Origin of the sequence: Brevundimonas intermedia, assembly GCF_027922165.1 — a bacterium.
In the GTDB taxonomy this organism is placed as follows: Bacteria; Pseudomonadota; Alphaproteobacteria; order Caulobacterales; family Caulobacteraceae; genus Brevundimonas; species Brevundimonas intermedia.
On the sequence record NZ_BSFD01000005.1, the window covers coordinates 161,204 to 186,906 of the forward strand.

At 67.9% G+C, this 25,703-nt stretch carries 25 protein-coding genes; 16 read left to right on the forward strand and 9 right to left on the reverse strand.

Going from position 1 to position 25,703, the window contains the following annotated elements:
* Window position 1 precedes the first annotated feature (1 nt).
* Window positions 2-982 (forward strand): type II secretion system F family protein, encoded by a 981-nt coding sequence (locus PKE72_RS10070; protein WP_271165242.1) that lies wholly within the window; start codon window positions 2-4, stop codon window positions 980-982.
* A 12-nt stretch (window positions 983-994) separates the two neighbouring features.
* On the opposite strand, the gene PKE72_RS10075 is transcribed toward PKE72_RS10070, so the two are convergent.
* Both PKE72_RS10075 and PKE72_RS10080 read right to left on the reverse strand, forming a co-directional pair.
* Window positions 995-1,426 carry an SRPBCC domain-containing protein gene (locus tag PKE72_RS10075; RefSeq protein WP_271165243.1) on the reverse strand — a complete coding sequence of 144 codons (432 nt, stop codon included), beginning with the start codon at window positions 1,424-1,426 and terminating at the stop codon, window positions 995-997.
* Between the two features lie 41 nt (window positions 1,427-1,467).
* Window positions 1,468-1,818 carry a hypothetical protein gene (locus PKE72_RS10080; RefSeq protein ID WP_271165244.1) on the reverse strand — a complete coding sequence of 117 codons (351 nt, stop codon included), beginning with the start codon at window positions 1,816-1,818 and terminating at the stop codon, window positions 1,468-1,470.
* 87 nt (window positions 1,819-1,905) lie between these two features.
* On the opposite strand from PKE72_RS10080, the gene PKE72_RS10085 reads away from it, so the two are divergent.
* Entirely contained in the window at window positions 1,906-3,207 is a 1,302-nt protein-coding gene (locus tag PKE72_RS10085; RefSeq protein WP_271165245.1) for an amidohydrolase, read from the forward strand.
* Between the two features lie 745 nt (window positions 3,208-3,952).
* Here the strand turns inward: PKE72_RS10085 and dapE are convergent.
* Entirely contained in the window at window positions 3,953-5,140 is a 1,188-nt protein-coding gene (dapE, locus tag PKE72_RS10090) for a succinyl-diaminopimelate desuccinylase (RefSeq protein WP_271165246.1), read from the reverse strand.
* Window positions 5,141-5,182: 42 nt separating this feature from the next.
* Between dapE and PKE72_RS10095 the strand changes: the two genes are divergently transcribed.
* Together PKE72_RS10095 and PKE72_RS10100 are read left to right on the forward strand one after the other, a co-directional pair.
* On the forward strand, window positions 5,183-5,659 hold the full coding sequence (locus tag PKE72_RS10095; RefSeq protein WP_271165247.1) for a cupin domain-containing protein: 477 nt from the start codon (window positions 5,183-5,185) through the stop codon (window positions 5,657-5,659).
* A complete protein-coding gene (locus tag PKE72_RS10100; protein ID WP_271165248.1) occupies window positions 5,656-6,921 on the forward strand; it encodes an MFS transporter in 1,266 nt (421 codons plus the stop codon). Before PKE72_RS10095 ends, PKE72_RS10100 begins: the two co-directional genes overlap by 4 nt.
* A gap of 183 nt (window positions 6,922-7,104) precedes the next feature.
* Here PKE72_RS10100 and PKE72_RS10105 read toward each other — a convergent pair whose 3' ends face one another.
* A complete protein-coding gene (locus PKE72_RS10105; RefSeq protein ID WP_271165249.1) occupies window positions 7,105-8,130 on the reverse strand; it encodes a 2'-deoxycytidine 5'-triphosphate deaminase in 1,026 nt (341 codons plus the stop codon).
* Between the two features lie 81 nt (window positions 8,131-8,211).
* On the opposite strand from PKE72_RS10105, the gene apaG reads away from it, so the two are divergent.
* Complete coding sequence (gene apaG, locus PKE72_RS10110) at window positions 8,212-8,619, forward strand: Co2+/Mg2+ efflux facilitator ApaG/CorD (RefSeq protein WP_271165250.1); 408 nt, start codon at window positions 8,212-8,214, stop codon at window positions 8,617-8,619.
* A gap of 177 nt (window positions 8,620-8,796) precedes the next feature.
* Here the strand turns inward: apaG and gcrA are convergent, their stop codons facing one another.
* Window positions 8,797-9,333, reverse strand: coding sequence for a cell cycle sigma 70 cofactor GcrA (gene gcrA / locus PKE72_RS10115; protein ID WP_271165251.1), 537 nt, complete (start codon window positions 9,331-9,333; stop codon window positions 8,797-8,799).
* A 267-nt stretch (window positions 9,334-9,600) separates the two neighbouring features.
* Here gcrA and PKE72_RS10120 point away from each other — a divergent pair, with 267 nt between their 5' ends.
* The 5 genes from PKE72_RS10120 (at window position 9,601) to PKE72_RS10140 (ending at window position 14,663) form a co-directional block, all read left to right on the forward strand.
* Window positions 9,601-10,434 carry an ABC transporter permease gene (locus tag PKE72_RS10120; protein WP_271165252.1) on the forward strand — a complete coding sequence of 278 codons (834 nt, stop codon included), beginning with the start codon at window positions 9,601-9,603 and terminating at the stop codon, window positions 10,432-10,434.
* A gap of 38 nt (window positions 10,435-10,472) precedes the next feature.
* The gene (locus tag PKE72_RS10125) at window positions 10,473-11,366 is read left to right on the forward strand and encodes a M28 family metallopeptidase (protein WP_271165253.1); all 894 of its coding nucleotides are present in this window, start codon (window positions 10,473-10,475) and stop codon (window positions 11,364-11,366) included.
* A 97-nt stretch (window positions 11,367-11,463) separates the two neighbouring features.
* Complete coding sequence (locus PKE72_RS10130; protein ID WP_271165276.1) at window positions 11,464-12,681, forward strand: aspartate aminotransferase family protein; 1,218 nt, start codon at window positions 11,464-11,466, stop codon at window positions 12,679-12,681.
* A gap of 144 nt (window positions 12,682-12,825) precedes the next feature.
* Window positions 12,826-13,740: an ornithine carbamoyltransferase gene (argF, locus tag PKE72_RS10135; RefSeq protein ID WP_271165254.1), complete on the forward strand. Its 915-nt coding sequence runs from the start codon at window positions 12,826-12,828 to the stop codon at window positions 13,738-13,740.
* Window positions 13,741-13,832: 92 nt separating this feature from the next.
* The gene (locus PKE72_RS10140; RefSeq protein ID WP_271165255.1) at window positions 13,833-14,663 is read left to right on the forward strand and encodes an EF-hand domain-containing protein; all 831 of its coding nucleotides are present in this window, start codon (window positions 13,833-13,835) and stop codon (window positions 14,661-14,663) included.
* Between the two features lie 103 nt (window positions 14,664-14,766).
* Here the strand turns inward: PKE72_RS10140 and PKE72_RS10145 are convergent, their stop codons facing one another.
* Both PKE72_RS10145 and PKE72_RS10150 read right to left on the reverse strand, forming a co-directional pair.
* Window positions 14,767-15,267 (reverse strand): pyridoxamine 5'-phosphate oxidase family protein, encoded by a 501-nt coding sequence (locus PKE72_RS10145; RefSeq protein WP_271165256.1) that lies wholly within the window; start codon window positions 15,265-15,267, stop codon window positions 14,767-14,769.
* 432 nt (window positions 15,268-15,699) lie between these two features.
* A complete protein-coding gene (locus PKE72_RS10150) occupies window positions 15,700-15,918 on the reverse strand; it encodes a hypothetical protein (protein WP_271165257.1) in 219 nt (72 codons plus the stop codon).
* 219 nt (window positions 15,919-16,137) lie between these two features.
* Between PKE72_RS10150 and PKE72_RS10155 the strand changes: the two genes are divergently transcribed.
* The 3 genes from PKE72_RS10155 to PKE72_RS10165 all read left to right on the forward strand — a co-directional run bounded on the left by PKE72_RS10155 (window position 16,138) and on the right by PKE72_RS10165 (window position 20,916).
* Window positions 16,138-19,053 (forward strand): hypothetical protein, encoded by a 2,916-nt coding sequence (locus PKE72_RS10155; protein WP_271165258.1) that lies wholly within the window; start codon window positions 16,138-16,140, stop codon window positions 19,051-19,053.
* 130 nt (window positions 19,054-19,183) lie between these two features.
* Entirely contained in the window at window positions 19,184-20,107 is a 924-nt protein-coding gene (locus tag PKE72_RS10160) for a sulfite exporter TauE/SafE family protein (protein WP_271165259.1), read from the forward strand.
* Window positions 20,107-20,916 (forward strand): TIGR02186 family protein, encoded by an 810-nt coding sequence (locus PKE72_RS10165; protein ID WP_271165260.1) that lies wholly within the window; start codon window positions 20,107-20,109, stop codon window positions 20,914-20,916. The genes PKE72_RS10160 and PKE72_RS10165 overlap by 1 nt, the downstream gene beginning before the upstream one ends.
* Here the strand turns inward: PKE72_RS10165 and gluQRS are convergent.
* Complete coding sequence (gene gluQRS / locus PKE72_RS10170) at window positions 20,900-21,760, reverse strand: tRNA glutamyl-Q(34) synthetase GluQRS (protein WP_271165261.1); 861 nt, start codon at window positions 21,758-21,760, stop codon at window positions 20,900-20,902. The two genes, PKE72_RS10165 and gluQRS, sit on opposite strands and share 17 nt — an antisense overlap.
* A 79-nt stretch (window positions 21,761-21,839) precedes the next feature.
* On the opposite strand from gluQRS, the gene PKE72_RS10175 reads away from it, so the two are divergent.
* From PKE72_RS10175 to PKE72_RS10185, 3 genes are all read left to right on the forward strand, one after another.
* Entirely contained in the window at window positions 21,840-22,496 is a 657-nt protein-coding gene (locus PKE72_RS10175) for a DNA-3-methyladenine glycosylase family protein (protein ID WP_271165262.1), read from the forward strand.
* On the forward strand, window positions 22,493-23,143 hold the full coding sequence (locus PKE72_RS10180) for a trimeric intracellular cation channel family protein (protein ID WP_373878084.1): 651 nt from the start codon (window positions 22,493-22,495) through the stop codon (window positions 23,141-23,143). The genes PKE72_RS10175 and PKE72_RS10180 overlap by 4 nt, the downstream gene beginning before the upstream one ends.
* Window positions 23,144-23,274: 131 nt before the next feature.
* Window positions 23,275-23,835, forward strand: a complete 561-nt coding sequence (locus PKE72_RS10185; protein WP_271165263.1) for an HNH endonuclease — start codon at window positions 23,275-23,277, stop codon at window positions 23,833-23,835.
* A gap of 10 nt (window positions 23,836-23,845) precedes the next feature.
* On the opposite strand, the gene PKE72_RS10190 is transcribed toward PKE72_RS10185, so the two are convergent.
* Entirely contained in the window at window positions 23,846-25,459 is a 1,614-nt protein-coding gene (locus PKE72_RS10190) for a carboxylesterase/lipase family protein (protein ID WP_271165264.1), read from the reverse strand.
* Window positions 25,460-25,703 lie beyond the last annotated feature (244 nt).

The following is a 25,703-nucleotide window of genomic DNA, read 5'->3' on the forward strand; positions in this document are numbered from 1 at the left end:
CATGGACGGCTTCATCCGCTTCATCACCGATCCGCAGAACCTGCTCAGCCTCGGCGTGGGCGTGCTGGTCTTCGCCACCGTCCTGACCCTGCTGTCGTCGATGACCGGCGGGGTCAAGCTGGACAAGCGGATGAAGGCGGTGTCCGAACGCCGCGACGAGCTGAAGCGTCGGTCGCGCGCCGCCATCCACACCGGCTCAGGCGGCCTGCGTCACACCGACGACGGCGGCTTCAAGAAGCGGGTCGTGGACCGGCTGAACCTGACCCAGCTGCTGGAGGATCCCAAGGTCGCCGACCAGATGGCCCAGGCCGGCTATCGCGGGCCGCGCCCTCTGACCACCTTCTACTTCTTCCGCTTCGCCTCGCCCTTCCTCTTCCTGGTGGCCGCAGCCTTCTACATGTTCGTGATCAAGATCGTGGACTGGCCCACCATGCAGAAGATCACCGCCTGTATGGCCGCCGCCGTGGCCGGCTTCTATGCGCCCAACCTGTTCCTGCAGAACCGGATCACCAAGCGCCGCACCTCGATCATGCAGGCCTTTCCCGACGCCCTCGACCTGCTGCTGATCTGCGTCGAGGCGGGCATGTCGATCGAGGCGGCCATCGCCAAGGTCAGCCAGGAGATCGGCACATCCTCCATCGACCTGGCCGAGGAACTGTCCCTGTTGTCGGCCGAGCTGTCCTATCTGCCCGACCGTCGCATGGCCTATGAGAACCTGGGCAAGCGGACGAACCATCCCGGCGTCAAATCCGTCGCCGTCGCCATGACCCAGGCCGAGACCTACGGCACGCCCCTGTCCTCGGCCTTGCGGGTCATGGCCAAGGAGAACCGCGAGCTGCGCCTGTCGGCTGCCGAGAAGAAGGCCTCGGCCCTGCCGGCCCAGCTGACGGTGCCGATGATCCTGTTCTTCCTGCCGGTTCTGTTCATCGTCATCCTGGGCCCGGCGATCCTGAACATCATGGACACCATGGCCAAGGGCTGATCAGCCCCTGGATCAGGCTTCGGCCGCCGCCTTCAGCCGATCGACGATGTCCTGGTGCGCATCGCGCAGGGCGATCCGGTGCTTGTCGTGGAACAGCTCGCCCCTCAGGCCCGCGAACTTGTGCGCCGACGAAATGATGCAGCTGCCCTTTTCCAGCTCCTCGATGTCGATGTAGCGCAGGGTGCGGAACAGGAAGCCCCGGTTCTCGGTCCAGACCAGCCGTACATAGGGGCGCCAGTCGGCGATGCGGGCGGTCACGGCTCGTTCCGGCTGGCCCGGAAAGGCCTCGGTCAGGCCCAACTGGCCGCCGAAGGCGATGGCGCCCTCGACCCCCGTCTCATACGGATTCCATTCGCTCCAGCGCGACAGGTCGCTGACCAGCTCCCAGATCCGGTCGGAGGTGGCCCGCACGCCGGCGCGTTTCTCGATCTTCGTGTCGTCCATGCCGCCGATCTGGCACGACTGGGCGGCGGAAGAAAGACGTCTCAGTCCGGCGTGACCACCTTCAGCCGCCGTCCGTCGTCCAGCCCCAGTCGCGTCTTGACCTCGAACAGGTCGGCGCCGGCCGGGATGATCAGCAGTTTCTTGGGATGGGCGGCGTTGACCGCCACCACCCCGCCCTTGGGGCAGATGTCGAAACAGTCGGTTCCCGCCACCGTCAGCGCGCCCTTGCGCCCCTTCTTGCCCTTCTTCAGGTGCAGATATTTCCGCAGGGCCTTCTTCAGCGTCAGGTCGCCGTCCGGCCCGAACCCGCCGTCCAGCTTCTTCGAACATTTGCGACACACCAGCACGACGTCGCGCCACTCGGTCGTCGTGCTCTTGATCGGCTTGGCCATGATTCCAGTGTCGCCGAGCGATGGGCGTTGCACAAGCGGCCCCGGCGCCCCCATCCTGCGACGGTCACGATTTCACAGGATCTTCACATGCGCCGCCTGTTCGCCGTCTCCACCCTGACGCTGCTGCTCGCGGCAGGCGCCGCCCAGGCTCAGGTCGATGCGGCGACCGTGGACGCCGCCGTCCAGCGCGTGACGCCCCAGGTGGTCGACTGGCGCCGCGACTTCCACCAGCATCCCGAACTGGGCTTCGCCGAGACCCGCTCGGCCGCCGTCATCGCCGAGCATCTGCGGTCCCTGGGGCTGGAGGTCCGCACCGGCGTCGGCAAGACCGGCGTCATAGGCGTCCTGCACGGCGCCCGTCCCGGCCGGGTCGTGGCCCTGCGCGCCGACATGGACGCCCTGCCGGTGCAGGAGGCCACGGGCCTGGATTTCGCCTCCACCGCCACCGGAACCTATATGGGCAATACGGTGCCCGTGGCCCACGCCTGCGGCCACGATATGCACATGGCCATGTTGATGGGCGCGGCCCAGGTCCTGGCCGGGATGAAGGATCAGATCGCCGGCACGGTGGTCTTCATCTTCCAGCCGGCGGAGGAGGGCGCCCCTCCCGGCGAACCCAAGGGCGGGGCCGCCCTGATGATCGCCGAAGGCGCGCTGAACGATCCCAAGCCCGAGGCCATCTTCGGCCTGCACGTCGTGCCCGGCCGCCCGGGCAGCGTCTTCTACCGCCCCGAAGGCTTCATGGCCGCCTCCGACCGGGTCGATATCGTGCTGAAGGGCAAACAGACCCACGGCGCCTGGCCCTGGCGCGGCGTGGATGTGATCGCGGTGGCAGGTCAGGTGATCGAGACGGTCAACACCCTGACCGCCCGCACGGTCGATCCGACCACCACCCCGACGGTCTTCACCATCGCCACCCTGAACGCCGGCGTCCGCTACAATATCATCCCCGACAGCGCGACCCTGTCGGGCACGCTTCGCACCTTCGACGTCGCCCAGCGCGACGCCCTGGTCGCCCGCGCCGAGACCGCCATCGACCACGTCGCCGCAGCTTACGGCGCCACCGCCGAGTTCGGCGTCAAACAGAACGCCGCCCTGGTCTTCAACGACCCCGGCCTGTCCGTCTGGCTGGCCCCGGTCCTGACCGAGGCGGCCGGCCCCGGCAACGTCAACCCCGCCACGCCCCCGACCACGGTGGCCGAGGACTTCAGCTATTTCCAGCAGGTTATCCCCGGCGTCTTCTACCACCTGGGCGCCAGCCCCGACGGCGTCGACCCATCCCAGTCCGCCCCCAACCATTCGCCGGAGTTCTCACCGAACGAGAAGGTGTTGCCGCTGGGCGTGAAGACGCATGTGCTGACCGCGCTGCGGTTCCTGGAGCGGAGTTAGGGGGCGCTCCCCGCCTGTCTCCTCCCCGCTTCGCGGGGAGGTGGCGCGGCGCTTCTTCAGCGCCGTGACGGAGGGGCTCTTGATCCGGATTCGGTGCGGCGGACAGACCCCGCCACCGCTTCGCGGTCCCCCTCCCCGCAGAGCGGGGAGGAGACAGTGGGCTCCCAACCTTCATATTCTGGATCGACCGTTGCGAGCCTTTGCGATCAAGGCGATGATTGGGGATGAAACCTTGGCTCGTCGCCCTCCTCATGCTCTCGGGATGCACGGCGCACGCGCCGGATCAGAGACCTGACGGGCTCCATTTAGAGACCCGCCAGATCGAGCGCAGTTGCGGCGTCGCCGAGGGCTCGCTCCTGCATCCGACCAGCAGCGGCGACCTTGAGGTGTGGTCCACTGCGGGGGCGGATTTGGCCTATGCCAAGTTTGATTGCGTCTGGACTGCCGTTCAGAAGGCAGGGCTGAGCGAGCGGGGGATCAAGATCGTCCTGATAGGACAGGATGCGTCGCAATAGGCCCTGAGCCCATCTTCCCTATCCCAATTCCGCAACCAAACCTCCGTCTTTTCAACTCCCTACCGCCCGCAAACACCCCTCAACCCATCACGCCCCAAAACCGTGCGACACTCCTCGTCCGGTCTTTGACAACCCAATCCCCTACACCCCACGCCCCGACCTCGCCGCGCGCGAAATAGACGAAAATAGACTCCATTTTTTTGCAGTGGATTGAGTCTATTCCCCCGGCCTTACAGCCGTTCGAACACCGTCTCGATCACCCGGCGATAGACCGCCGTCAGCGTCTCCAACTCCGCCGTCGGCACCCGTTCGTCGATCTGGTGCATGGTCTGGCCGACCAGGCCCAGTTCCAGCACTGGGCACAGGGCGCGGATGAAGCGGGCGTCGGAGGTGCCGCCGGTGGTCGAGGCCTCGGGCCGGCGGCCGGTGACGGCCTCGACCGCGTCCTGCACCGCCGCGACGAAGACGCCCGGCTCGGTCAGGAAGGCCTCGCCCGAACACAGATGCTCCAGGGTGATCTGCAGCCCGGTCTCGGCCTGCATGGCCCCGGCCTCGCGGTTCAGCCAGTCGATCAGGCCGTCGCCCGTATGGCTGGGGTTGAAGCGGATGTTCAGCCGCGCCCTCGCCTCGGCCGGGATGATGTTGGTCGCCGGATTGCCGATGTCGATGCTGGTGATCTCCAGGTTCGACGGCGGGAAACCCTCATAGCCGTCGTCCAGCACATGGTCGTTCAGCCGGCTCATCAGCTTGGCGATCACCGGGGCCGGATTGGCCGCCCGTTCGGGATAGGCGACGTGGCCCTGTTTGCCCGTGACCGTGATCCAGGTGTTCAGCGAGCCGCGCCGCCCGACCTTGATCATGTCGCCCAGCTGTTGCGACGACGAGGGTTCGCCCACCACGCAGGCGTCGATCACCTCGCCCTCGGCCGCCAGGGTCTCGACCACCCGTTTGGTGCCGTGAAGCGCCGGGCCTTCCTCGTCCCCGGTGATCAGGAAGGAGAGGGAGCCTTCGACCTCTCCCTCGGCGATGACCTGGGACACGGCGGCGACCCAGGCGGCGATCCCGCCCTTCATGTCCACCGCGCCCCGGCCATACAGCAGGCCGTCCTTGACCTCGGCGGTGAAGGGTTGCGACGACCACTGCTCGGACGGCCCGGTCGGCACCACGTCCGTATGGCCGGCGAAGCATAGGTTGGGCGAGGCGGTTCCGCGCCGCGCATACAGGTTCTCGATCCGCGCATGGACCCCTTCGCCTCCCGGCCCTTCGAAGGCCAGCCGGCGGCAGGTGAAGCCCAGGGCCGTCAGATGCCGTTCCAGCACATCCATCGCCCCCTCGTCGGCGGGGGTGACGGACGGAATACGGATCAGGTCGCGGGTCAGTTCGACAGGATCGATCACAGGAGTTGATGCGCGGCTCATGCGGCTATGCTTTACGGACATCGCGTCACGGCGAGAAGTCCCATGCCCAAGATCGACATCGACAGCGCGCCCCGGGGCGACGGCACGACCTATCCGGACGAATTCGCCGGCCCCTGTCTGTCGCGGCGCCGCTGGAAGCTGGGCGATGCGGCGGGCCTCAGCCAGTTCGGCGTCAACCTGCTGCGCCTGCCCGCCGGCGCCTGGTCCAGCCAGCGTCACTGGCACGAAGCCGAGGACGAGTTCGTCATGGTGGTCGAGGGCGAGGTCGTCCTGATCGAGGACGACGGCGAGACGGTGCTGCGCGCCGGCGACTGCGCCGGCTTCAAGGCCGGCGTCCCGAACGGCCACAGGATCGAGAACCGATCCGGCCATGAGGCGGTTCTGCTCGAGGTCGGCACGCGCAGCCCGACCGTGACGGCCTGCGACTACCCCGACATCGACATGGTCCTGCCTGCGGGCGCGGACCGCTACTTCCACCGCGACGGTTCGCCCTATCCGAAACAGCCCAGACGCACGTGACCTCAGACTCTACCGACACCGCCCCTGCCGAAGGCCCTTCCAGTCCCTGGGGCATCCGCGACTTCCGCCTGCTGTGGTTCGGCCGCGTGGTCGCCGTGCTGGCGATCCAGATCCAGTCCTCGGCCCTGTTATGGCAGGTCTATGAGATCGCCCGGCGCGACCATCCGATTGAGCAGGCCAGCCTGTATCTGGGCCTGGTCGGCCTGTGTCAGTTCCTGCCGCTGCTGGCCTTCACCCTGCCGGCCGGGGCCATGGCCGACCGGCGCGATCGCAAGCGCACGGTGTGGATCTCCATCCTGGTCGAGGCGACCTGCGCCGGTTCCTTCCTAGCCATGGCCCTGCACGGGGCGCCGCCCCTGTGGGGGCTGCTGGCGGTCGCGGCCCTGTTCGGGGCGGCGCGCGCCTTCCTGGCGCCGGCCAGCCAGGCCTTCCTGCCGATGGTGGTGGGGCGCAAGGCCCTGCCGCCCGCCATCGCGGCCCAGTCCATCGCCTTCCAGACCGGCGCCATCGCCGGCCCGGCCCTGGGCGGGGTGATCGTCGGGGTCAATGTGCCCCTGGCCTATGCGGTGTCGCTGGGCATGTTCCTGCTGGCGGTCGCCGCCTTCATCCTGATCCGCACCAGCGGCAAGCCGGCGCCCCAGGCCAATCCCCTGTCGCCCATCGACTCGGTCAAGGAGGGGCTAGCCTATGTGTGGCAGACCAAGATCGTCCTGGGCGCCATATCCCTGGACCTTATCGTGGTCCTGTTCGCCGGCGTGGCCCTGCTGACGCCGATCTTCGCGCGCGACATCCTGCATGTCGGCCCCCAGGGGTTCGGCCTGTTGCGGGCGTCGTTCGGGGTCGGCGCCATGGCGGTGGCCATCTATCTGAGCCGTTACCCCATCGTGCGGCACGGCGGCCGGTGGATGTTCGCGGCCGTGGCGGTGTTCGGCCTGTGCACCCTGACCTTCGGTCTGTCCAAGATCGTCTGGCTCAGCGCCCTGGCCCTGCTGATCGGCGGCGGTGCGGACATGATCAGCGTCAACATCCGCCAGACCCTGATCCAACTGGCCACGCCCGACCATATGCGCGGCCGGGTGTCGTCGGTCTCCATGCTGTTCATCGGCGCCTCGAACGAACTGGGCGAGGCCTATTCCGGTGTCATGGTCCGGCTGCTGGGCGCGGTCGGGGCGGCGGTGTTCGGCGGCTTCGGCGCGCTGGCGGCCACCGGCGCCTGGTCGGCGATGTTCCCCGGGCTGAGGAAGGCCGACAAGCTGACGTGAGGTCTCCGTCTCTCCCTCCCCCTGCGGGGGAGGGGCGTCGCGTAGCGACGGGGTGGGGGCGGCCAGGCGACGACGCACGGACTTGATCGGGCGAGGTCTGCGACGCGTCGCCCGGCCCGCCCCACCCGGCTTCGCCTGCGGCTCAGCCCCCCTCCCCCTGCGGGGGAGGGAGAGGTTTGTGCCTCACCACACCCTGAAATGCTTCGACAGTTTCAGGCCCTGGTTCTGATAGTGGCTGCCGCTTTCGCCATACAGGCGGCTGGGGCGTTCGGTCAGGGGCTCGTAGACCAGGCGGGCGACGATCTGGCCGTGTTCCAGCAGGAAGGGCGTGTCGTGGGTGCGGACCTCCAGCACCCCCTTGGAGCCGGCGCCGTGCGCCTCGTCCGTGCCGAAGCCGGGGTCGAAGAAGCCGGCGTAGTGGACGCGGAACTCGCCCACCGACGGGTCGATGGGGGTCATCTCTGCGGCCTGATCGACCGGGATCTCGACATCGTCGGACGAGGCCAGGATGTAGAACTCGCCCGGATCCAGCAGCAGTTCGCCGCGCCGCAGGGTCAGCGGCTCCCAGAAGTCGCGCGGGTCATGGCCGTCGATATGGTCCAGGTCGACCACCCCGGCGTGGCGGCGGCCCCGGAAGCCGACGATGTCGCCGCCTTGCAGATCGACGCCGACCGAGCGGGTCTCCAGCTTGGGCGGATCGCCGGCCTTGAGGCGCAGTTGGTTCAACCGGGTGCCGGGACGGACCAGGATCGAGAAGGTCTGGGGCGCGACCTCCATATAGAGCGGCCCGTCATAGCCCTCGGCCACATCGTCGAAACTGGCGCCCTGGTCGGTCAGCAGGCGTACGAAGACATCCACCCGCCCGGTCGAGCTTTTCGGATTGGCGCGGGCGATCAGGCCTTGGGGCAGTTTGAGCCGCTCCTGAAGGCGCACGATATAGACGCAGCCCTTTTCCAGCACGACCCCGGCGTCGGTGATCTCGATGGCGTGCATGGCCACATCGGCGATGCGCTCCTCGACCTTGCGACGACCGGGCAGGAAGGAGGCGCGGACCCGCCAGGCCTGGTCCGACAGGCGCAGGTCCAGGCTGGCCGGCTGGACCTGGTCGTGATCGAACGAGGTGTCCGACGTGATGGCGCCCGTGGCGATCAACGTCTCGATGGACTGGGCGGGCAGGATGCCGGGACGGGGCGCTTGGAAGGAGCTCATGGCGTCTGTCTCACACGGTTTTCACGACTTGTCGCCAAGTCGCGCTTGCAGCCCGCGCGCGGCGGGGCGAGCATATAGCCCATGCACGATGGTCCTGCCTATACCGCCGAATCGAACGGCATCCTGATCCGGGTCCGGCCCTCCTATCTGGCGGGCCAGTCCGATCCCGACGAAGGCCGCTGGGTCTGGGCCTATCAGATCGAGATTGTGAACCTGAGCGGATCGACGGTGCAGCTGATGGCCCGCCGCTGGACCATCACCGACGGCCACGGCCATGTTGAAGAGGTGCGCGGCCCCGGCGTGGTCGGCGAACAGCCGGTGATCGAACCGGGCGGCAGCTACGCCTACGCCTCGGGCTGTCCGCTGAGCACCGACAGCGGGTCGATGGTGGGCGCCTATTATATGACGGATGCGGACGGCCGCAGTTTCGAGGCGGAGATTCCGGCCTTCTCGCTGGACACGCCCGATGCGCGGCGGGTGCTGAACTGATCGAAAAGCGGATGGGGCTGCGTCAACCCGGATGAACCGCAGCCCCGCCCCCTTGAGTCTCGCCGGCCGCTTGCGCAGGCCGGCGAGGGGGAAGTCGGCTCCCTAAAGAGCATCTGTGACGCGGGGATGACCCGCGCGAGGCGCCGCGCTCAAGTAGCGCGAAGCGCGATAGCGCCCTTAGATGTATCTACGCAGGCTGCGGGCCAGGTCCGAACCGCTTTCCTTGCTGCCGCGACGGACTTGCGGCTGGTAGGCGACGCGGGCGTGTTCGACGCAATAGACGCCTTCCGAGGCGCGGCGGCCGCAGAAGCTGAACTCGCGCGACGACGGGTCGCCGATCGGCCATTTGCACATGTGGGCGCCCAGGGTCATGACCGTGGCCGTGCCCGGCAGATCCGGGATCGGAGCGGGCGCCGGGGCGGCCGGTTGAACCGGCTTGGGCTGGACGGCCTCAAGGCGACGCGGGGCCGAGGGCTGGGGCGTCTGGGCCGTGGTCACGGCCGGACGCGGGCGGGTGGTGCGGAAGGTGGTGGCGGTGCGCGCCGGCTGCGACGGGGCGGCCCGGCCTGACAGACCCAGACGGTGCACCTTGCCGATCACGGCGTTGCGGGTGACCCCGCCGCCCAGTTGTTTGGCGATCTGGCTCGCGGACTGGCCCTCAAGCCAGAGTTTCTTCAGCGCGCCTACGCGGTCGTCGGTCCAGCCTGCGGTCATGCCACCCTCCAGCGAGTTTGGATTCAATATCTAGGTCCAGGCTCCCCCTCCGGGGTCTTGACCTACCACTAATCGTAAACCAGCCGTTAAGAGACGCAAGATGTGCGAATCAACCGTCCACAGAAACCAGATGTTGAATCTTCGTTAAGGTTAAGCCGGAGGCGTAAAGGGTGACGCGTGAAACGTCACTCAGCGAAGGTCACGATTCACCAATCCCGAGTCACCACGCCCTTGCGAAGCCACGTCCCAAAGCGCATCTGGCGCCCCATGACCGAGACCACGCCCGCTCTGATCGCCACTCGCCCCGCCGGCCTGCCGCAGCCGCGGCGTTATCCGGGGGTCAACTGGATCGGGGTGCAGACCCTGTATCTTCGCGAGGTGCGGCGGTTTTGGAAGGTGGGGGCCCAGACGGTGGCGGCCCCGGTGGTGACGACCCTGCTCTATATGCTGGTCTTCGTGGTCGCGCTTCAGGACGCCCGGCCGCCGCTGCACGGCACGCCCTTCGCCCTGTTCGTGGCGCCCGGCCTGATCATGATGGCGGTGCTGAACAACGCCTTCGCCAACGCCTCGTCCAGCCTGATCCAGGCCAAGATCATGGGCACGGCGACGGACTTCCTGACCCCGCCGCTCAGCCCGCTGGAGCTGACCCTGGGCTTCACCCTGGGCGCGGCGACGCGGGGCGCGGTGGTCGGTCTGGTCACGGCCGTGTGCGTTTTGCCGTTCGCCCCCCTGGGCGTGGCCAATGTCTTCGCCATCGTCTGGTTCGCCCTGGCCGCCAGTTTCATCATGGGCATGACCGGGGTGCTTGCGGGCCTGTGGAGCGAGAAGTTCGACCATCTGTCGGCGGTCCAGAACTTCATCGTCATGCCCATGACCTTCCTGTCGGGCACCTTCTATCTGGTCGACAATCTGCCCGAGCCCTTCCGCTCGCTCAGCCGCTACAACCCCTTCTTCTATCTGATCGACGGCTTCCGCTACGGCTTCATCGGCCATGCCGAGAGCAATCTGACCATCGGCGTCATCGGCTCGGCCGTGCTGATGGTCGTGATGGGTGTCGTCTGCTGGCGCGTGTTCCGCTCGGGCTGGCGCCTGAAGAGCTAGGCGGCTAACTCTGGCGGATCACCCTGGGGAGGTCCGCCATGTTGTTCCGTTCATTTGTCGCCGCTGCGGCGCTTCTTGTCGCCCTTCCGGCCACAGCCCAGGATTCGGGCGCCGAGATACAGACGGCCGCCGCCGCCTTCGTGAAACCGACGAACGCCGAGCGCATGGCCGTCATCGTCGATCAACTGACGGCCGCCGGCCTCCCGCACCAGATTCAGGCCTTCGACGGCGGCAATCAACGCACCGGCCCCGTGGCCGGCTCGAACGTCGTCGTCACCCTGGGCGACGGCCCCAAGGACATCGTCCTGACCGCCCACTATGACGCGGTGAAGCTGCGCGACGGCTCGATGTCCCAGGGGATCGTCGACAACGCCGGCTCGGTCCTGGCCATGATCGAGGCGATGAAGGCGCTGAAGGGCCAGACGACCGGCCACCGGCTGATCTTCGTCCTGACCGACCAGGAGGAGCTGGGCCTGATCGGCGCCAAGGCCTGGCTGGACGCCCATGACAAGACCCGCATCCACGCCGTGATCAACGCCGACGTCGCCGCCTATGGCCGCACCGTCATGTATGGCGAGAACAACGGCGCCCAGTCCGGTTTCGTGCTCACGGCCCTGCGCAGCCAGTGCGCGGAGCAGGGCGTCGATTGCGTCGCCTTCCCCGTCTATCCGCCCAGCGACGACCGGGTCTTCTCGGCCGCCGGCGTGCCAGTGGTCTCGCTTGGAACCCAGGACGCCGTCGGCGCCCACCAGATGTGGCTGGCCTTCAATGGCGGCGAGGATAACGGCCTGAAGGAGGGCTTCGTCCCGCCGGTCTTCCAGCGCATCCATTCGACGGAAGACAAGCTGTCCTATCTGAACGGCGAGGACGTGGCCCGTTTCGGCCGCTTCATCGCCGACCTGACCCTGCGGCTGGACCGGACGGCGCCCTGACGAAAGCCCCCAGCGACGGTGTTGACTAACACCGTCGCCCGTCCGACAACCCCTGTCCCTATGAAACCGGCTCCGTCGCGCCTCGCGTCGGGGCCGTATCGCTTTTGGAGGTCTTAGTCCCGTGTCCACGAACCATCTGATGGGTGTCTACAATCGCGCGCCGCTGGAAGTGGAACGCGGCCGAGGCGCTCGCCTGTGGTCGACCGACGGGACCGAGTATCTGGACTGCGTCGCCGGCATCTCGACCAACGGCCTGGGCCACGCCCACCCCGAACTGGTCCAGGCGGTCAAGGATCAGGCCGAGAAGCTGTGGCACGTCTCCAACATCTTCCGCATCCCGGGCCAGGAAGCCCTGGCCGACGCCCTGTGCGAGAGCAGCTTCGCCGACGTAGTCTTCTTCACCAACTCGGGCACCGAAGCGGTGGAGTGCGCCCTGAAGACGGCGCGCAAATATCATTCGGCCAACGGCGCGCCCGAGCGGATCGATATCTACGGCTTCGACGGCTCGTTCCACGGCCGCACCTATGGCGCCATCAACGCCGCCGCCAACCCCAGCTATACCGAGGGCTTCGGCCCGGCCATGCAAGGCTTCCACCAGCTGAAGTGGGGCGACCACGAGGCGATCAAGGCCGCCATCGCCAGTCCCACGGCCGCCGCCATCATCGTCGAGCCGGTCCAGGGCGAGGGCGGCTGCCGCGCCATGCCGGAACAATGTCTGCGCGGCCTGCGTGACCTGTGCGACGAGCACGGGGTCCTGATCATCTTCGACGAGGTCCAGTGCGGCATGGGCCGCAGCGGCAAGCTGTGGGCCCACGAATGGGCCGGCATGTCGCCCGACATCATGGCGGTGGCCAAGGCTCTGGGCGGCGGCTTCCCCATCGGCGCCTGCCTGGCCACGGCCCGCGCGGCCTCGGGCATGACGGTCGGCGCCCACGGCTCGACCTTCGGCGGCAATCCCCTGGCCATGGCCGTGGGTCTGAAGGCGCTGTCCCTGATCAACACGCCCGAGACCCTGAACAACGTCAACGAGATCGCCGGCTATCTGAAGCAGCAGCTGGCGGGGCTTCAGTCCCGCTTCCCGGACGTCATCGTCGACGTGCGCGGCAAGGGGCTGTTGATCGGGGTCAAGCTGGTTCCGAACAATCGCGAGTTCATGGCCCTGGCGCGCGACACGCAACAGCTGCTGATCGCCGGGGGCGGCGACAACTGCGTGCGCCTGCTGCCGCCGCTGAACCTGACGCTCGAAGAGGCCCGCGAACTGATCACCCGGTTCGAAGCCGCCTGCGAGGCCGCCCGCGAGAAGTGGGCGGCCTGATCTTCCAAACCGCTCATCCCCGCTAAAGCGGGGACCCAGGCCTTTTATGCGAAAGCGCCTGGACCGGCGGATGTAACAGACATCGGGCGCCCGTCGCCCAAAGCACTAGGTCCCCGCTTTCGCGGGGATGAGCGGAGTTAGGCAATGGTCCGGCACTTCCTCGACATCCACCTGCTGGACGCCGCCGATCTGCGGTCCATCCTGGACGACGCCCACGCCCGAAAGGCCGCCCGCAAGGGCTGGCCCCAGGGGCGGCCCGACGCCGACGCGCCGGGCCGGGATCGTGTCCTGGCCATGATCTTCGAGAAGAACTCGACCCGAACCCGGTTCAGCTTCGACGCGGCCATCCGCCAGCTGGGCGGCGCCGCCATCATCGCCACGGCTTCCGATATGCAGTTGGGCCGGGGCGAGCCGGTCGAGGACACGGCCCGGGTCCTGTCGCGCATGGTCGACGCCGTCATGATCCGCGCCAACAGCCACGAGGACGTCGAACGCTTCGCCCGCGTCTCGACCGTGCCGGTGATCAACGGCCTGACCGACCGGTCGCATCCGTGCCAGATCCTGGCCGACCTGCAGACGATCGAGGAGCATTCCGGCCCGGTCTCGGGCAAGACCATCGCCTGGATCGGCGACGGCAACAATGTCTGCCACAGCTTCATGCACGCGGCGCCCAAGTTCGGCTTCCACCTGAACGTCGCCTGCCCGGCGGAGTACCACCCCGACCTGCGCGACCTGGCCAAGGGCGGAAACGCCGTCACCCTGACCAGCGACCCGCGCGAGGCGGTCAAGGGCGCCGATGTCGTCGTCACCGACACCTGGGTCTCCATGGGCGACCAGGACTATGAGGCGCGCCTGGCGGCGTTCGAGGCCTATGCGGTGGACGAGGCCCTGATGGATCTCGCCGACCCGGACGCGGTCTTCCTGCACTGCCTGCCCGCCCACCGGGGCGAAGAAGTCACCGACGCCGTCATCGACGGTCCCCGCTCCCTGGTCTGGGACGAGGCCGAAAACCGCATCCACGCCCAGAAGGCGGTCCTAGCCTGGTGTTTCGCGGGCTGACCCCGATCTGACGATCGCCAGACCGTGCGTCGCGCGGTCTGGCTCTTGCTTCCCTAAGGTCACGCTTGTCGCGCCCTGGGGAGGCTGAGGCCATGACCACGATTTCCGCTGCGGGTTCCACCCTCACGCAACAGCTCTATCAGAAGCTGTTCGACCGTCTGAACACCGACGGCGACGACGCCCTGACCCTCGACGAGATCAGCGCGGTCGATGCTGGAAACGCCAAGGTTTCCAAGGCGTTCGAAACCTTCGACGCCGATGCGGACGGCCGCGTCACCCGCGCCGAGATGACTCCCGCCGACACATTCGGCGCCGACACCCTGAACGCCCTGATCCAGGCCCAGTCCGGGTCGGAATCCATTTCCGATCAGGAATATCTTGCCGACTGGTTTGCCGAAACGGACACAGACGGCGACGGTTTGGTGTCAAAGTCGGAACGCGAGGCTTCGGCGGATCTGCGCCGTGCGGCCGCCTATGATGCCGGCTATGCGACCGGCCGCGTCCTGATGACACGGCGCGGCGTGGATACAGATCAGCCGCTGTCTGTCGATGACTTCCTCGTCGGCCGCCTCATTGCGATCGACCCGGCGCAGATTTCCGAGGTTCCTCCGGAGCTGAAGGCCGAGATAGAGCGGATGCTGGACAGCAGCCCCGAAGAAGCCGGCGCCCCGAGCGCGGAAACAGCGGCCGTCCAGCCGTCTCGCGAACAGATCACGGCGGATCTGGCTGAGAGGGCCTCGGGACCCACCGGCAGCGTAAGCTTCCTCAGCCGAGAGATCGGGGATTTGAGAACCGCCGAGGCGGCCCGCATCGCCGCCGCCCCGATGAGCGACGCCCTGGCCGCTCGACTGTTTCAGCAGGCGCTGAACAGCTGGACGCCGTGGGACGGCGGAGAGCAGCCTGTTGTTGAGGCGAACGCCTAACGGTCCGAACGCCCGACCTTATGTCGGGCGCGTAAAACGGGGGCGCGTCCAGCATGTCGACGCGCCCCTTTCGGCTGAAGCTAGGTTTCGTAGCGCGCCTGACCTATTGCAGGTTCACATCCGAGACGCCGCCCACGTCCGGCGTCGTCTTGGTCAGATTGGCCTTCATGACCTGGTAGCCGAAGCCCAGCGCGCCCTTGTCCGAGACCCAGACCCGGCCGTCCTCGGCGTCGAAGCGGATCAGGGTCAGGTGCGGGTCGTCCTTGCCTTCCGGGTACCAGGCGGCGACGACGGGGTTCCAGTATTTGTCGATCCGGGCGCGGTCCTGGTCGATCGACAGGTCGCCGTGGATACAGGCCTGAACCTTGCCGTCCTTGGCCTGGTAGCAGAACATGCCCTGCTGACCGCCGACAGCCACGTCGCGGGCGAAGTCGGTGTCATTGCGGCTGAAGAACCAGATGGTTCCGGTCTCCGGCTCGCCGTAGCCGGTCATCGGCTGGTGGTGGTACCCGGCCTGGTCCAGGCCCAGCATGCCGGTGTTGGATTCCTTCAGGCTGTTCCAGAATTCCTTTTCCGCCTCGGCGGGGGTCAGTTTGTCGGCCATGGTGCGTCTCCTGTCTGGGGTTCGCAGGATCAACCGCTCGGGCTCGCTCGGGTTCCTGAACCACCTGTACAGGGCGGCCGGTCGGGAGCGGGCGGGCCAAATAGGGGAGCGAGCCGCCGCCAGCCATCTCAATTCTGAAAATTAAGTTCTGTTTTTTCAGAGACCTGAAATTAAAAGCCGTGATCAACACGGCGGGGTTGGAGGCCGGGCTATGATCCTGACCTGGTCTTTGACATCGCCATCGTCCCCTGGACTATTTTTCGGAGTTCGACTTCGTCCGAACCCGCGCTCCGATGGCGCGCGTGCCACCTGTGACCTGAAAAAAGTCGTCTATAAACAACGAATTGAGTAAATGGCGCCTGGCACATGTCACCGTGTTTTAGGCGCCATCTTCTCGTTTCGTGTCGGACGGGGCGGCGTCGCTCCTCGCCTTCAAGGGGCGGACACCCAGGGCGGCCGTTCCGCCCCGAACAGGGTCGCCAGATGGATCAGCAGCAGCATCGCCAGGGCGGCGGCGCCCAGCATGATGAAGCGCCAGGGGACCATGCGCGGCCCCTTGAACGGGTCGGGCGGCCGCGCGCCGCGCCAGCCGGCGAAGACCATGACGGCCAGGGCGGCGCCCAGCAGGATCAGAGTGGGGATCAAGCTCATGAGGCCGCAGGTGGCCCAGCCGGGGCGGGGACGCAAGTCGAACCGATTACCGAGGCGTTAATCTTTAAGCCCTCATTAACCACGCTGCGCCCAGAAATCCCCGGCGGGGCAAGATGTCCACAGGCTGAGGAGTCGCCGCAACATCTAGCGGTTAACCATGCGTTTACACCCTCGATATTGGCGTTATAGCCTCCATCCCATGGGGCAGGAGCCGAATCAGTGAGCGCAGCGGCGCCTTGGAGCGTAAAGGGCATCGATCCGAAGGCCCGCGAGGTCGCCAAGGATCTTGCGCGTCGCTCGGGCATGACCCTGGGCGAATGGCTCAACTCCATGATCATGGAAGACGAGGACGAGGGGTACGCCACCCTGCCGCGTCGTCCGGCCGCCTCCGAAACCTTCGAACGCCGCGGCCGCAGCCGCCGGCTCGACGACGCCTATGACGCCGGGGACGAGGGCTGGCAGCGGATCAGCGCCTCGATCGACGCCATCGCCGCCCGTCTTGAGGCCGCCGAGCGCCGCTCGACTGTGGCGATCCAGGGCGTGGACCAGGCCGTGTCCGGCCTGGTCCGCCGCCTGGACGGTCAGGACGCCCAGACCAAGGGCCAGGCCCGTCGGATCGACGAGATCGCCGAAGAGCTGCGCGAGGGCCACCGCCGCCTGCGCACCTTCGAGCGCGACACCGGGCCTCAGGTCCAGGAGAGCTTCGGCAAGGTCGAGCAGACTCTCGGCGCCCTGGCCGGTCGTCTGTACGACATCGAGGAGCGCCAGCGCTCGGGCGTCTCGGAACTGCGTCAGCGGATGGAGGCGGTCGAAAAGGCCGCCGGACCCGGCGTCGGCACGGACCTGCTGGCCCAGGTCGGGGCCCGCCTCGACCAGGCCCAGAGCCGCACCACGGAGGCGCTGAAGACGCTCGAACGCTCCTTCGCCGAGCTGGACCAGCGGCTCCGCGCCGCCGAGGGGCGCGTCGAACCCGAGGGCGTGCGCGACTCCGCCCGCTTCGAGAAGCTGGCCGAGACCCTTTCCCGCCAGATCGAGAACAACCGCGCCGAGATGATGCAACGTCTCGACGCCGCCGAGACCGGCGCCCGCATCGACCGGATCGAACAGGCGGTCCGCACCGTCGGCGACCAGTTGAACGCGTCCGAGATCAAGGGCGCCCAGGGGCTGGAGGCCATGGGCCGCGAGGTCCTGAAGATCGCCCAGAACCTGAACGCCCGGGTCCAGACCGTCGAGCGCGAGGCCGTCGGCCGCGCCGAGGCCATCACCCGCAGCGTCACCGAGGTGGTCGGCCGCAAGGTTGATGCCGATCTGTCGCGCCACGCCGCCCGCGTCGACCAGGAGTTCGCCCGCCACGTCGACCGCGTCGATCAGCGCCTGACCGCCAGCGATGATCGCCACGCCCTGGCGCTCGAGAAGCTGGGCGGCGAGATCACTCGTATCTCGGACCAGCTCAGCGACCGCATCTCCCAGTCCGAGCGTCGCTCGCAGCAGGCGCTGGACGACATCGCGCGCCGCCTGTCCGAAAGCTCGGAAAAGATCGAGCAGCGCTATGATCGCGCCTCCGGCGAACTGGCCGAGCGCATGCGCCTCAGCGAGGAACGCACGGCCCGTCTGGTGGCCGAGGCGCGCGACACGATGGATGCGCGGCGCCAGACCATATCCCGGGACGACGCCTCGCTGGACATTCCCGACAGCGAACCGGCCGAACCGACGCGGCGCGCCGTCGCCGAACGCGCCGTCGCGGCCTCCGTCTCCGCTCCGGTCGAGGCTGACTGGCGCTCGACGGTCTTCCCCGAGGACTCCTTCGATGCGGACGATGACTGGTCCGTCGATCCCGTCTCGCCCGAAGCGGCCATGGCCACGCCCTTCCCGGCTGCGCCCTCGGCCGCCGTCATGGCCGAACCCACCCGGCCGGAGCCGGAGCCCGAGGCGCTGCCCGAGCCGCCGACTTTTGCGGCCGCGCCCGAACCTGAGCCCGAGCCCGTCATCCAGCCCTTCGCCGGCTTCGGCGGCGCCGACGTCGATGACGCCCTGGACGCCACGGCGGGCGGGTTCGCCGCTCCGCCTGAAACGCCGGTCGCCAAGATCATCGCTCCGGCTGCTCCTGCGATGTCGGATGGAGACGACGACTTCCGCGGCGAGACGGAGTTCGTCGATCCGCGCCGGATTCGGGCCAGCATGGGCGCCGCCGCCGCCGCCGGTCGCGCCGCCTCGACCCGCAGCACCATCGACGCCGCCCGCGCGGCCATGATCACGCCCGCCCTGCCGGCCGAGGCTCCGCCCCGCCAGGGGTTCGGCCTGGCGCCCAAGCGCGGCGGCAAGTCCAAGCTGCAGGAGCGGTTGGACAAGCAGGCCGCCCGGGACGGTTCGACGGTCAAGAAGGCCTTCCTGGCCTCGGTGACGGCCGTGGCCCTGACCGGCGGCGGCTACGCCTTCCTGACCATCGCCGATGGTTCGGGCCTGCCCGACATCGAACTGCCCGGCCTGACGGGAACGGTCGCCGCCCCAACCCCTACCACGGCCTCGACCTCCACTTCTGACACGCCGATCGCTATGGCGATCACGCCGACCGACGCCGTCCCGACCGTCGACGCCGGCGCCGCCGAGTTCGAGCGCGCCGTGGGCCGGATCGAAGGCGGCGACATGGAAGGCGTCGAAGAGCTGAAACGCGCCGCCAACCTCGGCTACGCCCCCGCCCAGACCTATCTGGGCCAGCTGTATCTGACCGGCGGAAACGGCGTCTCCGCCAATCCCGCCGAAAGCCGCCAATGGGGCCGCCGCGCGGCCGAGGCCGGCGACCCCGGCGGAATGCACCTCTATGGGATGCAACTCTACGAAGGCGACGGCGGCGCGACCAATCAGGCCGAGGGGCTGATCTGGCTGCTGCGCGCAGCCGAGCGCGGCCTGACCGACAGCCAGTACAATGTGGCCCGCATCTATGAGACCGGCGCGGATGGGGTGGCCAAGAACCCCACTGAGGCCCTGAAATGGTACATGATCGCCGCCCGCAACGGCGACAGCGAAGCCCAGGCGGCGGTGACTCGTCTCCGTCCCGCCGCCTCCGCCACCGCCCAGCGCGCCGCCCGCACCGCCGCCGACGCCTTCGTGCGTCAACAGGCTCAGGCTCAAGGATAGGCCCGGGCTCAGGCTCTGGGTTAGATCTTAAACCTTTGCGCGTACGGGTGGCGGCGCGTCGCCCGCGTCGCTAAAGATCACCTGTCGCCTTTCGGCGCCTCCCGTTCCGCTCCAGCCGAAGGCGCGTCCTTTGGACATCTATCTGCCGATCGCCGAGGTTTCGGTGAACTGGCCGACCCTGGTGATTCTGGGGGCGGTGGTCGGGTTCGTCTCGGGCCTGTTCGGCATCGGCGGCGGCTTCCTGATGGCGCCGATCCTGGTCTTTCTGGGCATTCCCCCCACCGTCGCCGTAGCCAGCCAGGCCAGCCATGTGGTCGCCTCCTCGACCTCGGGCGTCATTCGCTACGCTGGCCAGGGCGCGGTCGATTTCAAGATGGGCGGGGTCATGGCCGCAGGCGGCGCTCTGGGGGCGCTCGCGGGCGTCGAACTGTTCCGCTACCTGCGGCTGCTGGGCCAGGCCGATCTGGTCGTGGCCCTGTCCTATCTGATCTTCCTCGGCGTCATCGGCTCCCTGATGCTGCACGAGAGCCTGACCGAGATCCTGCGTCGGCGGCGCGGCGTGGCCGCGCCGCGCAAGGACCGCCGTCGCCCCCTGTGGCTCTACGGCCTGCCGCTGAAGATGAAGTTCCCCAAGTCGGGCCTCTATATCAGCGCCCTGCCGCCGTTAGGCCTCGGCGTCTTCGCCGGGGTCCTGTCAGCCATCATGGGGGTAGGCGGCGGCTTCATCCTGGTGCCCGCCATGCTCTATGTGCTGCGGATGCGGGCCGGGGCGGTGGTGGGCACCAGCCTGTTTCAGATCATCATCACCACGGCCATCACCACTATTCTCCAGGCCGGGCGCAACCAGACGGTCGATATCCTGCTGTCCACCATCCTGCTGCTGGGCGGGGTGGTCGGGGCCCAGATCGGCGCCCGGTTCGCCGGCCGGTTCCGGGCGGAGGAGCTGCGCGCCGCCCTGGGGCTGATCGTGTTGCTGGTCGGCATACAGATGGGGCTCGACCTGTTTGTCCGGCCTAGCGACATCTTCCTGCTCGCGCCGGGGATCTCGGACTGATGCTGGCGATTCCTCCACCCCCGCCCGCGATAGAGGCGCCGGCGCCGGATCGGTCCGAGGCCACGACCGGCGAACTGCGCGTCGCCGCCGCCCTGACCGACGCCCAGGTGCGCGTCGATTCCAGTTTCACCGGCGCCTCGATCGTGCTGTACGGCGCGGTCTTCAACCCGACCGACCAGCCCGCCGACGTGGTCGTGGTGGTGCGCGGTCCCGACGCGCCGGTCCGTCTGGTCAAGAAGACCCGCAACATGGGGGTCTGGCTAAACAGCCGGCCGGTCCTGTTCGAGGGCGCGCCCGGCTTCTACATGACCGCCTCGACCCGGCCCCTGTCGGACATCGCGGACTTCGGCCAGTTGCGTCGGCTCGGCGTCGGCGTGGACCATCTGCGCATCGACGCGCCGGAAGAGGCCGGGACGGTGACCCGCTACGGGGTGCGCGACGTGGTCGTCAGCCGCCTGGGCGACGACTATCTCGACTGGCGCCGCGCCGTGATCCGGCTGAAGGAGGCGGCGGCCCTCTATGACACCGACCCCGACGGGGTCGAATTCGTGGATCGCGGCCTGTTCCGGGCCGAGGTCAAACTGCCCACCGTCGCCCCGACCGGGAAATACTATGCCGAGGTCTGGCTGTTCCAGGACGGCGAGCCCCGGTCGGTGTCGAACATGACCCTGACGGTCGAGAAGGTCGGGCTGGAGCGCGACATCTATGAGTTCGCGCATCGTCGGCCCTGGCTGTACGGCCTGTTGTGCGTCGTGCTGGCGGCCCTGACCGGCTACGGCGCCTCGCGTCTGTTCAGCCGTCGCGACTGAAGCCCAGTTCGGCGCGCAGGGCCTCGGCCGTCAGCCCGCCTGCGCGCAGTTCCGCCAAGGTCACCGACTGGTCCCGCTTGGCGTAGCGCCGCCCGTCGGGTCCCGTCAGCAGGCGGTGGTGGCGATAGACGGGCGCCGGCCAACCCATAAGCGCCTGAAGCAGGCTTTGCACATGGGTCGCTTCGAACAGGTCTTCGCCCCGGATCACATGGTTGACGCCTTGCAGGGCGTCGTCGTGGGTCACGGCCAGATGATAGGCGACGCCCGTATCCTTGCGCGCCAGCACCACGTCCCCCGCCGCATCCGGACGGACGGGCACGACGCCGGTCTCGCCATTCGGGCCCGCGCCCTGTTCGGTGAAGTGAAGACGGGTCCAGGCCCTCTCGCCCAAGGCGTCACGCGCCCGATCCAGCGACAGTCGCCAGGCGAAGGGACGGCCGATATCCAGAAAACGGGCTTCCTCGTCCGAGGGATGGGGCCCTGGACGGGCCGCCTCCATGGCGCCGTGCGGCGCATTCCCAATCCCTGCGAGCACCTCCGTCCGTGTACGGAAGCAGCGATACAGAAGACCGCGCTCTCGGAGGTCATCTATGACGGCCGCATAGTCCGTCAGATAGGCCGACTGCCGCCGCACAGGCGTCTCCCAGTCCAGACCCAGCCAGGCCAGATCGTCGAGAATGCCTGTTTCGAACTCGGAACGGCAGCGGGTGAGGTCGATATCCTCTATCCGCAGCACGAACCGCCCACCCGCCGCCTTCGCGCCGGACCAGGCGGTCAGGGCCGAAAAGGCATGACCCTTGTGCAGACGGCCGGTGGGAGAGGGGGCGAAACGGGTGGCGAACATCTCGGCGATCCTAGCGGTTTCCGGACCCGAACGGCGCCCCGCTCTTTCCGACAGCGTCCCTGCGTCCTAAGCAGGACAAATGCCCGTCGCGCCCACAGCCCAGGACATCGTCGCCGCCCGCGCAGCTCTGGCTGACGCCGACCTCGCTCTGGCGCGCGCGCACGCCCAGACGCCCGTCTTCGAATGGCGGTTGCGGCCCGGTGGCTATGAAGGCCTGTTCCGCATGATCGTGGAACAGCAGGTCTCCGTCGCCGCCGCCGCCTCGATCTGGGCGCGCACTGTCCAGGGGTTGGGCGGCTCAGTGACGCCGCAAGCGGTTCTGGCCCACGACATCGACGCCCTGCGCGCCTTTGGTCTGTCGGGTCAGAAGGCGAAGTACGGCCGCGAAATCGCCCTGGCTCAGGTCGAGGGGCGCATCGACCTGGACCATATGCAGACTCTGTCCGACGAGGATGCGATCGCCGCCCTGACCGCCATCAAAGGCGTCGGCAAATGGACGGCCGAGACCTATCTGATGTTCTGCGAGGGGCGGCTGAACGTCTTCCCTGGCGGCGATGTGGCCCTGCAGGAGGCGATACGCTGGGCCGACCGCGCTGATCAGCGTCCGACTGAAAAACAGGCCTATGTTCGCGCGGAGATCTGGCGACCGCATCGCGGTGTGGCGGCGCATCTGCTGTGGGGGTGGTATGGCGGCGTCAAGCGGGGCGAGATCGCGTTGGAGGACCTGACCGCGTGACCCCGCTCGATCCCGCCTTGACGGAGCCGTTGCGCGACCCTCGCACGGTGCTCGCCGCTCTGGACTTCGCCGGGGTCGCTGTGTTCGCCGCCACCGGCGCCCTGGCCGCCGCGCGCGAGAAGCACGATGTCATTACCTTCGCCTTCTTCGCCGCCATCACCGGAGTTGGAGGCGGCACGCTGCGCGATCTGCTGCTGGGGCTGCCGGTCTTCTGGGTGCAGGACTGGCGCTATATGGCGATCTGCCTGCTGGCGGCGGTGGCCATCTGGTTGATCGGTCAGCGCGACTGGCGGTTCCGCGCCCTGCTGTGGCTCGATGCGATCGGCCTCGGCGCCTATGGCGTCATGGGGACGGCCAAGGCCGAGGCCGCCGGCGCCCACCCTCTGATCTGTATTGTCATGGGCACTCTGACCGCCTGTTTCGGCGGGGTGGTGCGTGACACCCTGGCCGGCCAGCCCTCGATCCTGCTGCGGCGCGAGATCAACGTCACGGCGGCCATACTGGCGGCGACCCTCTATATCATCCTGCGCATCCCAGAGGCTCCGATCTGGCCCGCCGCCATCGTCGCCGCCGTCGCTGGCTTCATGCTGCGGGCCGGCGCCCTGCGCTGGGGCTGGACCCTGCCGGGCTTCCCTGAGCGAAAATGAGCCGGTTTCGTCGCCTGTTCGTCATGGCGGCGTCTTCGAATCGGGATTAGGCTAAACGCCTCGGACTAGGGAAGGAGACGCGTCTTCAATCCTATCGCCTCAATAACCCCCGCCGCGAACGGGAGGGCCTGATGCAGGTCGTTCATCGCGCGCCGTCGGGCTTTCCCGCCCTCGTCCTGAACGCGGACTTCCGGCCCCTGTCCTATTACCCGCTGTCGCTCTGGCCGTGGGAAGAGGCGGTCAAGGCGGTCTATCAGGACCGGGTGGACGTGGTGTCGCTGTACGACAAGGTGGTCCGCTCTCCGTCTATGGAGATGCAACTGCCCAGCGTCATCGCGCTGAAGAACTATGTCGATCAGGATCGCAGCCCCGCCTTCACCCGCTTCAACGTCTTCCTGCGCGACGGTTTCGCCTGTCAGTATTGCGGGGAGTCGACCGAGCTGACCTTCGACCATGTCATACCGCGATCGCACGGCGGTCGCACGACGTGGGAGAACATCGTCGCGGCCTGCGGCCCTTGCAACCTAGCCAAGGGGGGGCGCACCCCCAGGCAAGCCATGATGCCGATCCGTCGCGAGCCCTATCGCCCCAACGCCTGGCAACTTCAGGAAGCCGGCCGCCGTTTCCCGCCTCACTACCTTCACCAGAGCTGGCTTGATTACCTCTACTGGGACATCGAGCTCGAACCCTAGGGGGCGATGCTCAGGTTCCGGGCTGGATGTAGGGGATGGCCGAGAAGAACTGGCGCTCGTCGCCGCGCGGGTCGTCGGCCATCTGCGAGGTGACGTCGAACAGCATCGTCTGGCGGCGGGGCAAAACGTATCGATCCCAGCGCGGCAGGCCGGAATGGTTCGGATCGCCGCCTCGCGCCAGGGCGACGAAGGCCTTGCGCATCGCGTCCGACACGGTCTGGGCGCCGGGACCGTTCACGCGCGACTCGGACAGGGTCACATTGTCGAACACCAGAGGGATGTCGGCCGTATGGAAGGCGCCCTTGCGGCCTGACGGCATCGTGCCCGGATAGTCCAGCTGGTAGACCCAGGCGGGGGCGCCCGCGCGAGCCCGTTCTTCCGCCTCGATCACTGCGCCTCGCCACGAGCGGCCGGCCGTCGTCGCGGCGATCAGCACCTGGTCTGGCGACCAATCGGGGTGCATGGCGCGATAGCCGGCGATCACCGCCTCGGGCGTGATGTCGATCCGCATGACGCCCGGCGTCAGCCGCTCCGCCAGGCTGTCCCAGGTCAGTCCGATGTTCCTGGGATCGTCGCCCATGAAGCCAAGAGTCTCTTCGCGGGTATTGCCGATGATCATGGGGATCGACCGCCCCAGAGGCGCGGCGTCGGGATAGAAGGGATGGCGGGGCAGGGTGCGGAAATCGAGCACCGGCCCGAAATAAAGACCGCCGAAGCCCAGAATCGGGTCTTCGGCGGTCTGGGCTTCCAGCAGTCGTTCGACCGGCAGGGTCGCGGCTTCCGCCGCGCGGTCCGGTGTCAGGCCCAAGGCCTTCAACCAGACTGTAGCGCGCGTCGTGGCGTTGATGGGGCCGGAGGCCGTGACCTGCTGACCGCTCATGGTCGCGGCGCGGTGGAACAGGCCCTGGGCGGCGGGGGTGGCCATCAGAGTGGCGATTTTGGCCCCGCCCCCGGACTGACCGAACAGCATCACCCGGTCCGGATCGCCGCCGAAGGCCGTGATATTGTCCTGCACCCAGCGGAGGGCCAGGAGCAAATCCAGTTGGCCGACATTGCCCGAATCCTCGAACCCCGACGCCAGCCGCGCCAGATAGGCGTAGCCGAAGACGTTCAGCCGATGGTTCAGCGTCACCACCACCACGTCCTCGCGCTCGGCCAGGCGTGATCCGTCGTAGAGGGGGTGACTGCCTGAACCGGTCGCATAGGCGCCGCCGTGGATATAGACCATGACCGGTCGTCGCCCGGCGTCCGTCGCCGGGGTCCAGACGTTCAGGAACAGACAATCCTCGCTCTGGTTCGGTTCGCTGCCGCGCTGGGGGCTGGCGGCGCCGAATGTGGTGGCCGGGACGGCGTCGCGCCACGGCGTCGGCGGCTCGGGCGGTTGAAACCGTTTGGTCGGCGCGCCGTATCTCAGGCCCTTGAAGACGCTGATCGCCTGCTCACGAACCCCGACGACCGGCCCGGCCTTCGTCTGGACGCGGGGATCGCCTGTCCTTGCCGCGCTAAAGCCGGAGCCGGGAAGGGCGGCGGCCGCCAGCCCCGTGGCCAGCCCCGCCGCCAGCGCCGCGCGGCGGGTCACGAGGGGCGATGGGGTCATGGTCTCGACGTTGTGCGCCTGGATCATTTCGTCTCCTGTCCTCGCCGGCTGTCTGTCGCGCCGGTCGTCATCTGGCTCTGCTTCGGCTTGCCCGCTGAAGATATCCCGTACGACGTGTTCGCCTTGTTCTTGCCACGGGGCGGCAACTGTGCGTACAACTCTTATGACACCGGTAGCACTAATCTGGCAAACCAGAACTGACACCGGTGTCGCCCGCCAGCAGCGGGCGGTGAAACGGGGACGATATGATCCCTGAACGCCAGACCTGGGA

Bases quoted from the DNA above. Each gene is read 5' to 3' on its own strand.
- PKE72_RS10185 (WP_271165263.1), top strand. From the start codon at position 23,275: ATGCAGGTCGTTCATCGCGCGCCGTCGGGCTTTCCCGCCCTCGTCCTG.
- PKE72_RS10125 (WP_271165253.1), top strand. From the start codon at position 10,473: ATGTTGTTCCGTTCATTTGTCGCCGCTGCGGCGCTTCTTGTCGCCCTT.
- PKE72_RS10145 (WP_271165256.1), bottom strand. From the start codon at position 15,267: ATGGCCGACAAACTGACCCCCGCCGAGGCGGAAAAGGAATTCTGGAAC.
- PKE72_RS10070 (WP_271165242.1), top strand. From the start codon at position 2: ATGGACGGCTTCATCCGCTTCATCACCGATCCGCAGAACCTGCTCAGC.
- PKE72_RS10080 (WP_271165244.1), bottom strand. From the start codon at position 1,818: ATGGCCAAGCCGATCAAGAGCACGACGACCGAGTGGCGCGACGTCGTG.
- PKE72_RS10105 (WP_271165249.1), bottom strand. From the start codon at position 8,130: ATGAGCTCCTTCCAAGCGCCCCGTCCCGGCATCCTGCCCGCCCAGTCC.
- PKE72_RS10190 (WP_271165264.1), bottom strand. From the start codon at position 25,459: ATGATCCAGGCGCACAACGTCGAGACCATGACCCCATCGCCCCTCGTG.
- PKE72_RS10150 (WP_271165257.1), bottom strand. From the start codon at position 15,918: ATGAGCTTGATCCCCACTCTGATCCTGCTGGGCGCCGCCCTGGCCGTC.
- gluQRS (WP_271165261.1), bottom strand. From the start codon at position 21,760: ATGTTCGCCACCCGTTTCGCCCCCTCTCCCACCGGCCGTCTGCACAAG.
- PKE72_RS10095 (WP_271165247.1), top strand. From the start codon at position 5,183: ATGCCCAAGATCGACATCGACAGCGCGCCCCGGGGCGACGGCACGACC.
- PKE72_RS10165 (WP_271165260.1), top strand. From the start codon at position 20,107: ATGCTGGCGATTCCTCCACCCCCGCCCGCGATAGAGGCGCCGGCGCCG.
- PKE72_RS10085 (WP_271165245.1), top strand. From the start codon at position 1,906: ATGCGCCGCCTGTTCGCCGTCTCCACCCTGACGCTGCTGCTCGCGGCA.
- PKE72_RS10120 (WP_271165252.1), top strand. From the start codon at position 9,601: ATGACCGAGACCACGCCCGCTCTGATCGCCACTCGCCCCGCCGGCCTG.
- gcrA (WP_271165251.1), bottom strand. From the start codon at position 9,333: ATGACCGCAGGCTGGACCGACGACCGCGTAGGCGCGCTGAAGAAACTC.
- PKE72_RS10140 (WP_271165255.1), top strand. From the start codon at position 13,833: ATGACCACGATTTCCGCTGCGGGTTCCACCCTCACGCAACAGCTCTAT.
- apaG (WP_271165250.1), top strand. From the start codon at position 8,212: ATGCACGATGGTCCTGCCTATACCGCCGAATCGAACGGCATCCTGATC.
- PKE72_RS10075 (WP_271165243.1), bottom strand. From the start codon at position 1,426: ATGGACGACACGAAGATCGAGAAACGCGCCGGCGTGCGGGCCACCTCC.
- PKE72_RS10175 (WP_271165262.1), top strand. From the start codon at position 21,840: ATGCCCGTCGCGCCCACAGCCCAGGACATCGTCGCCGCCCGCGCAGCT.
- dapE (WP_271165246.1), bottom strand. From the start codon at position 5,140: ATGAGCCGCGCATCAACTCCTGTGATCGATCCTGTCGAACTGACCCGC.
- argF (WP_271165254.1), top strand. From the start codon at position 12,826: ATGGTCCGGCACTTCCTCGACATCCACCTGCTGGACGCCGCCGATCTG.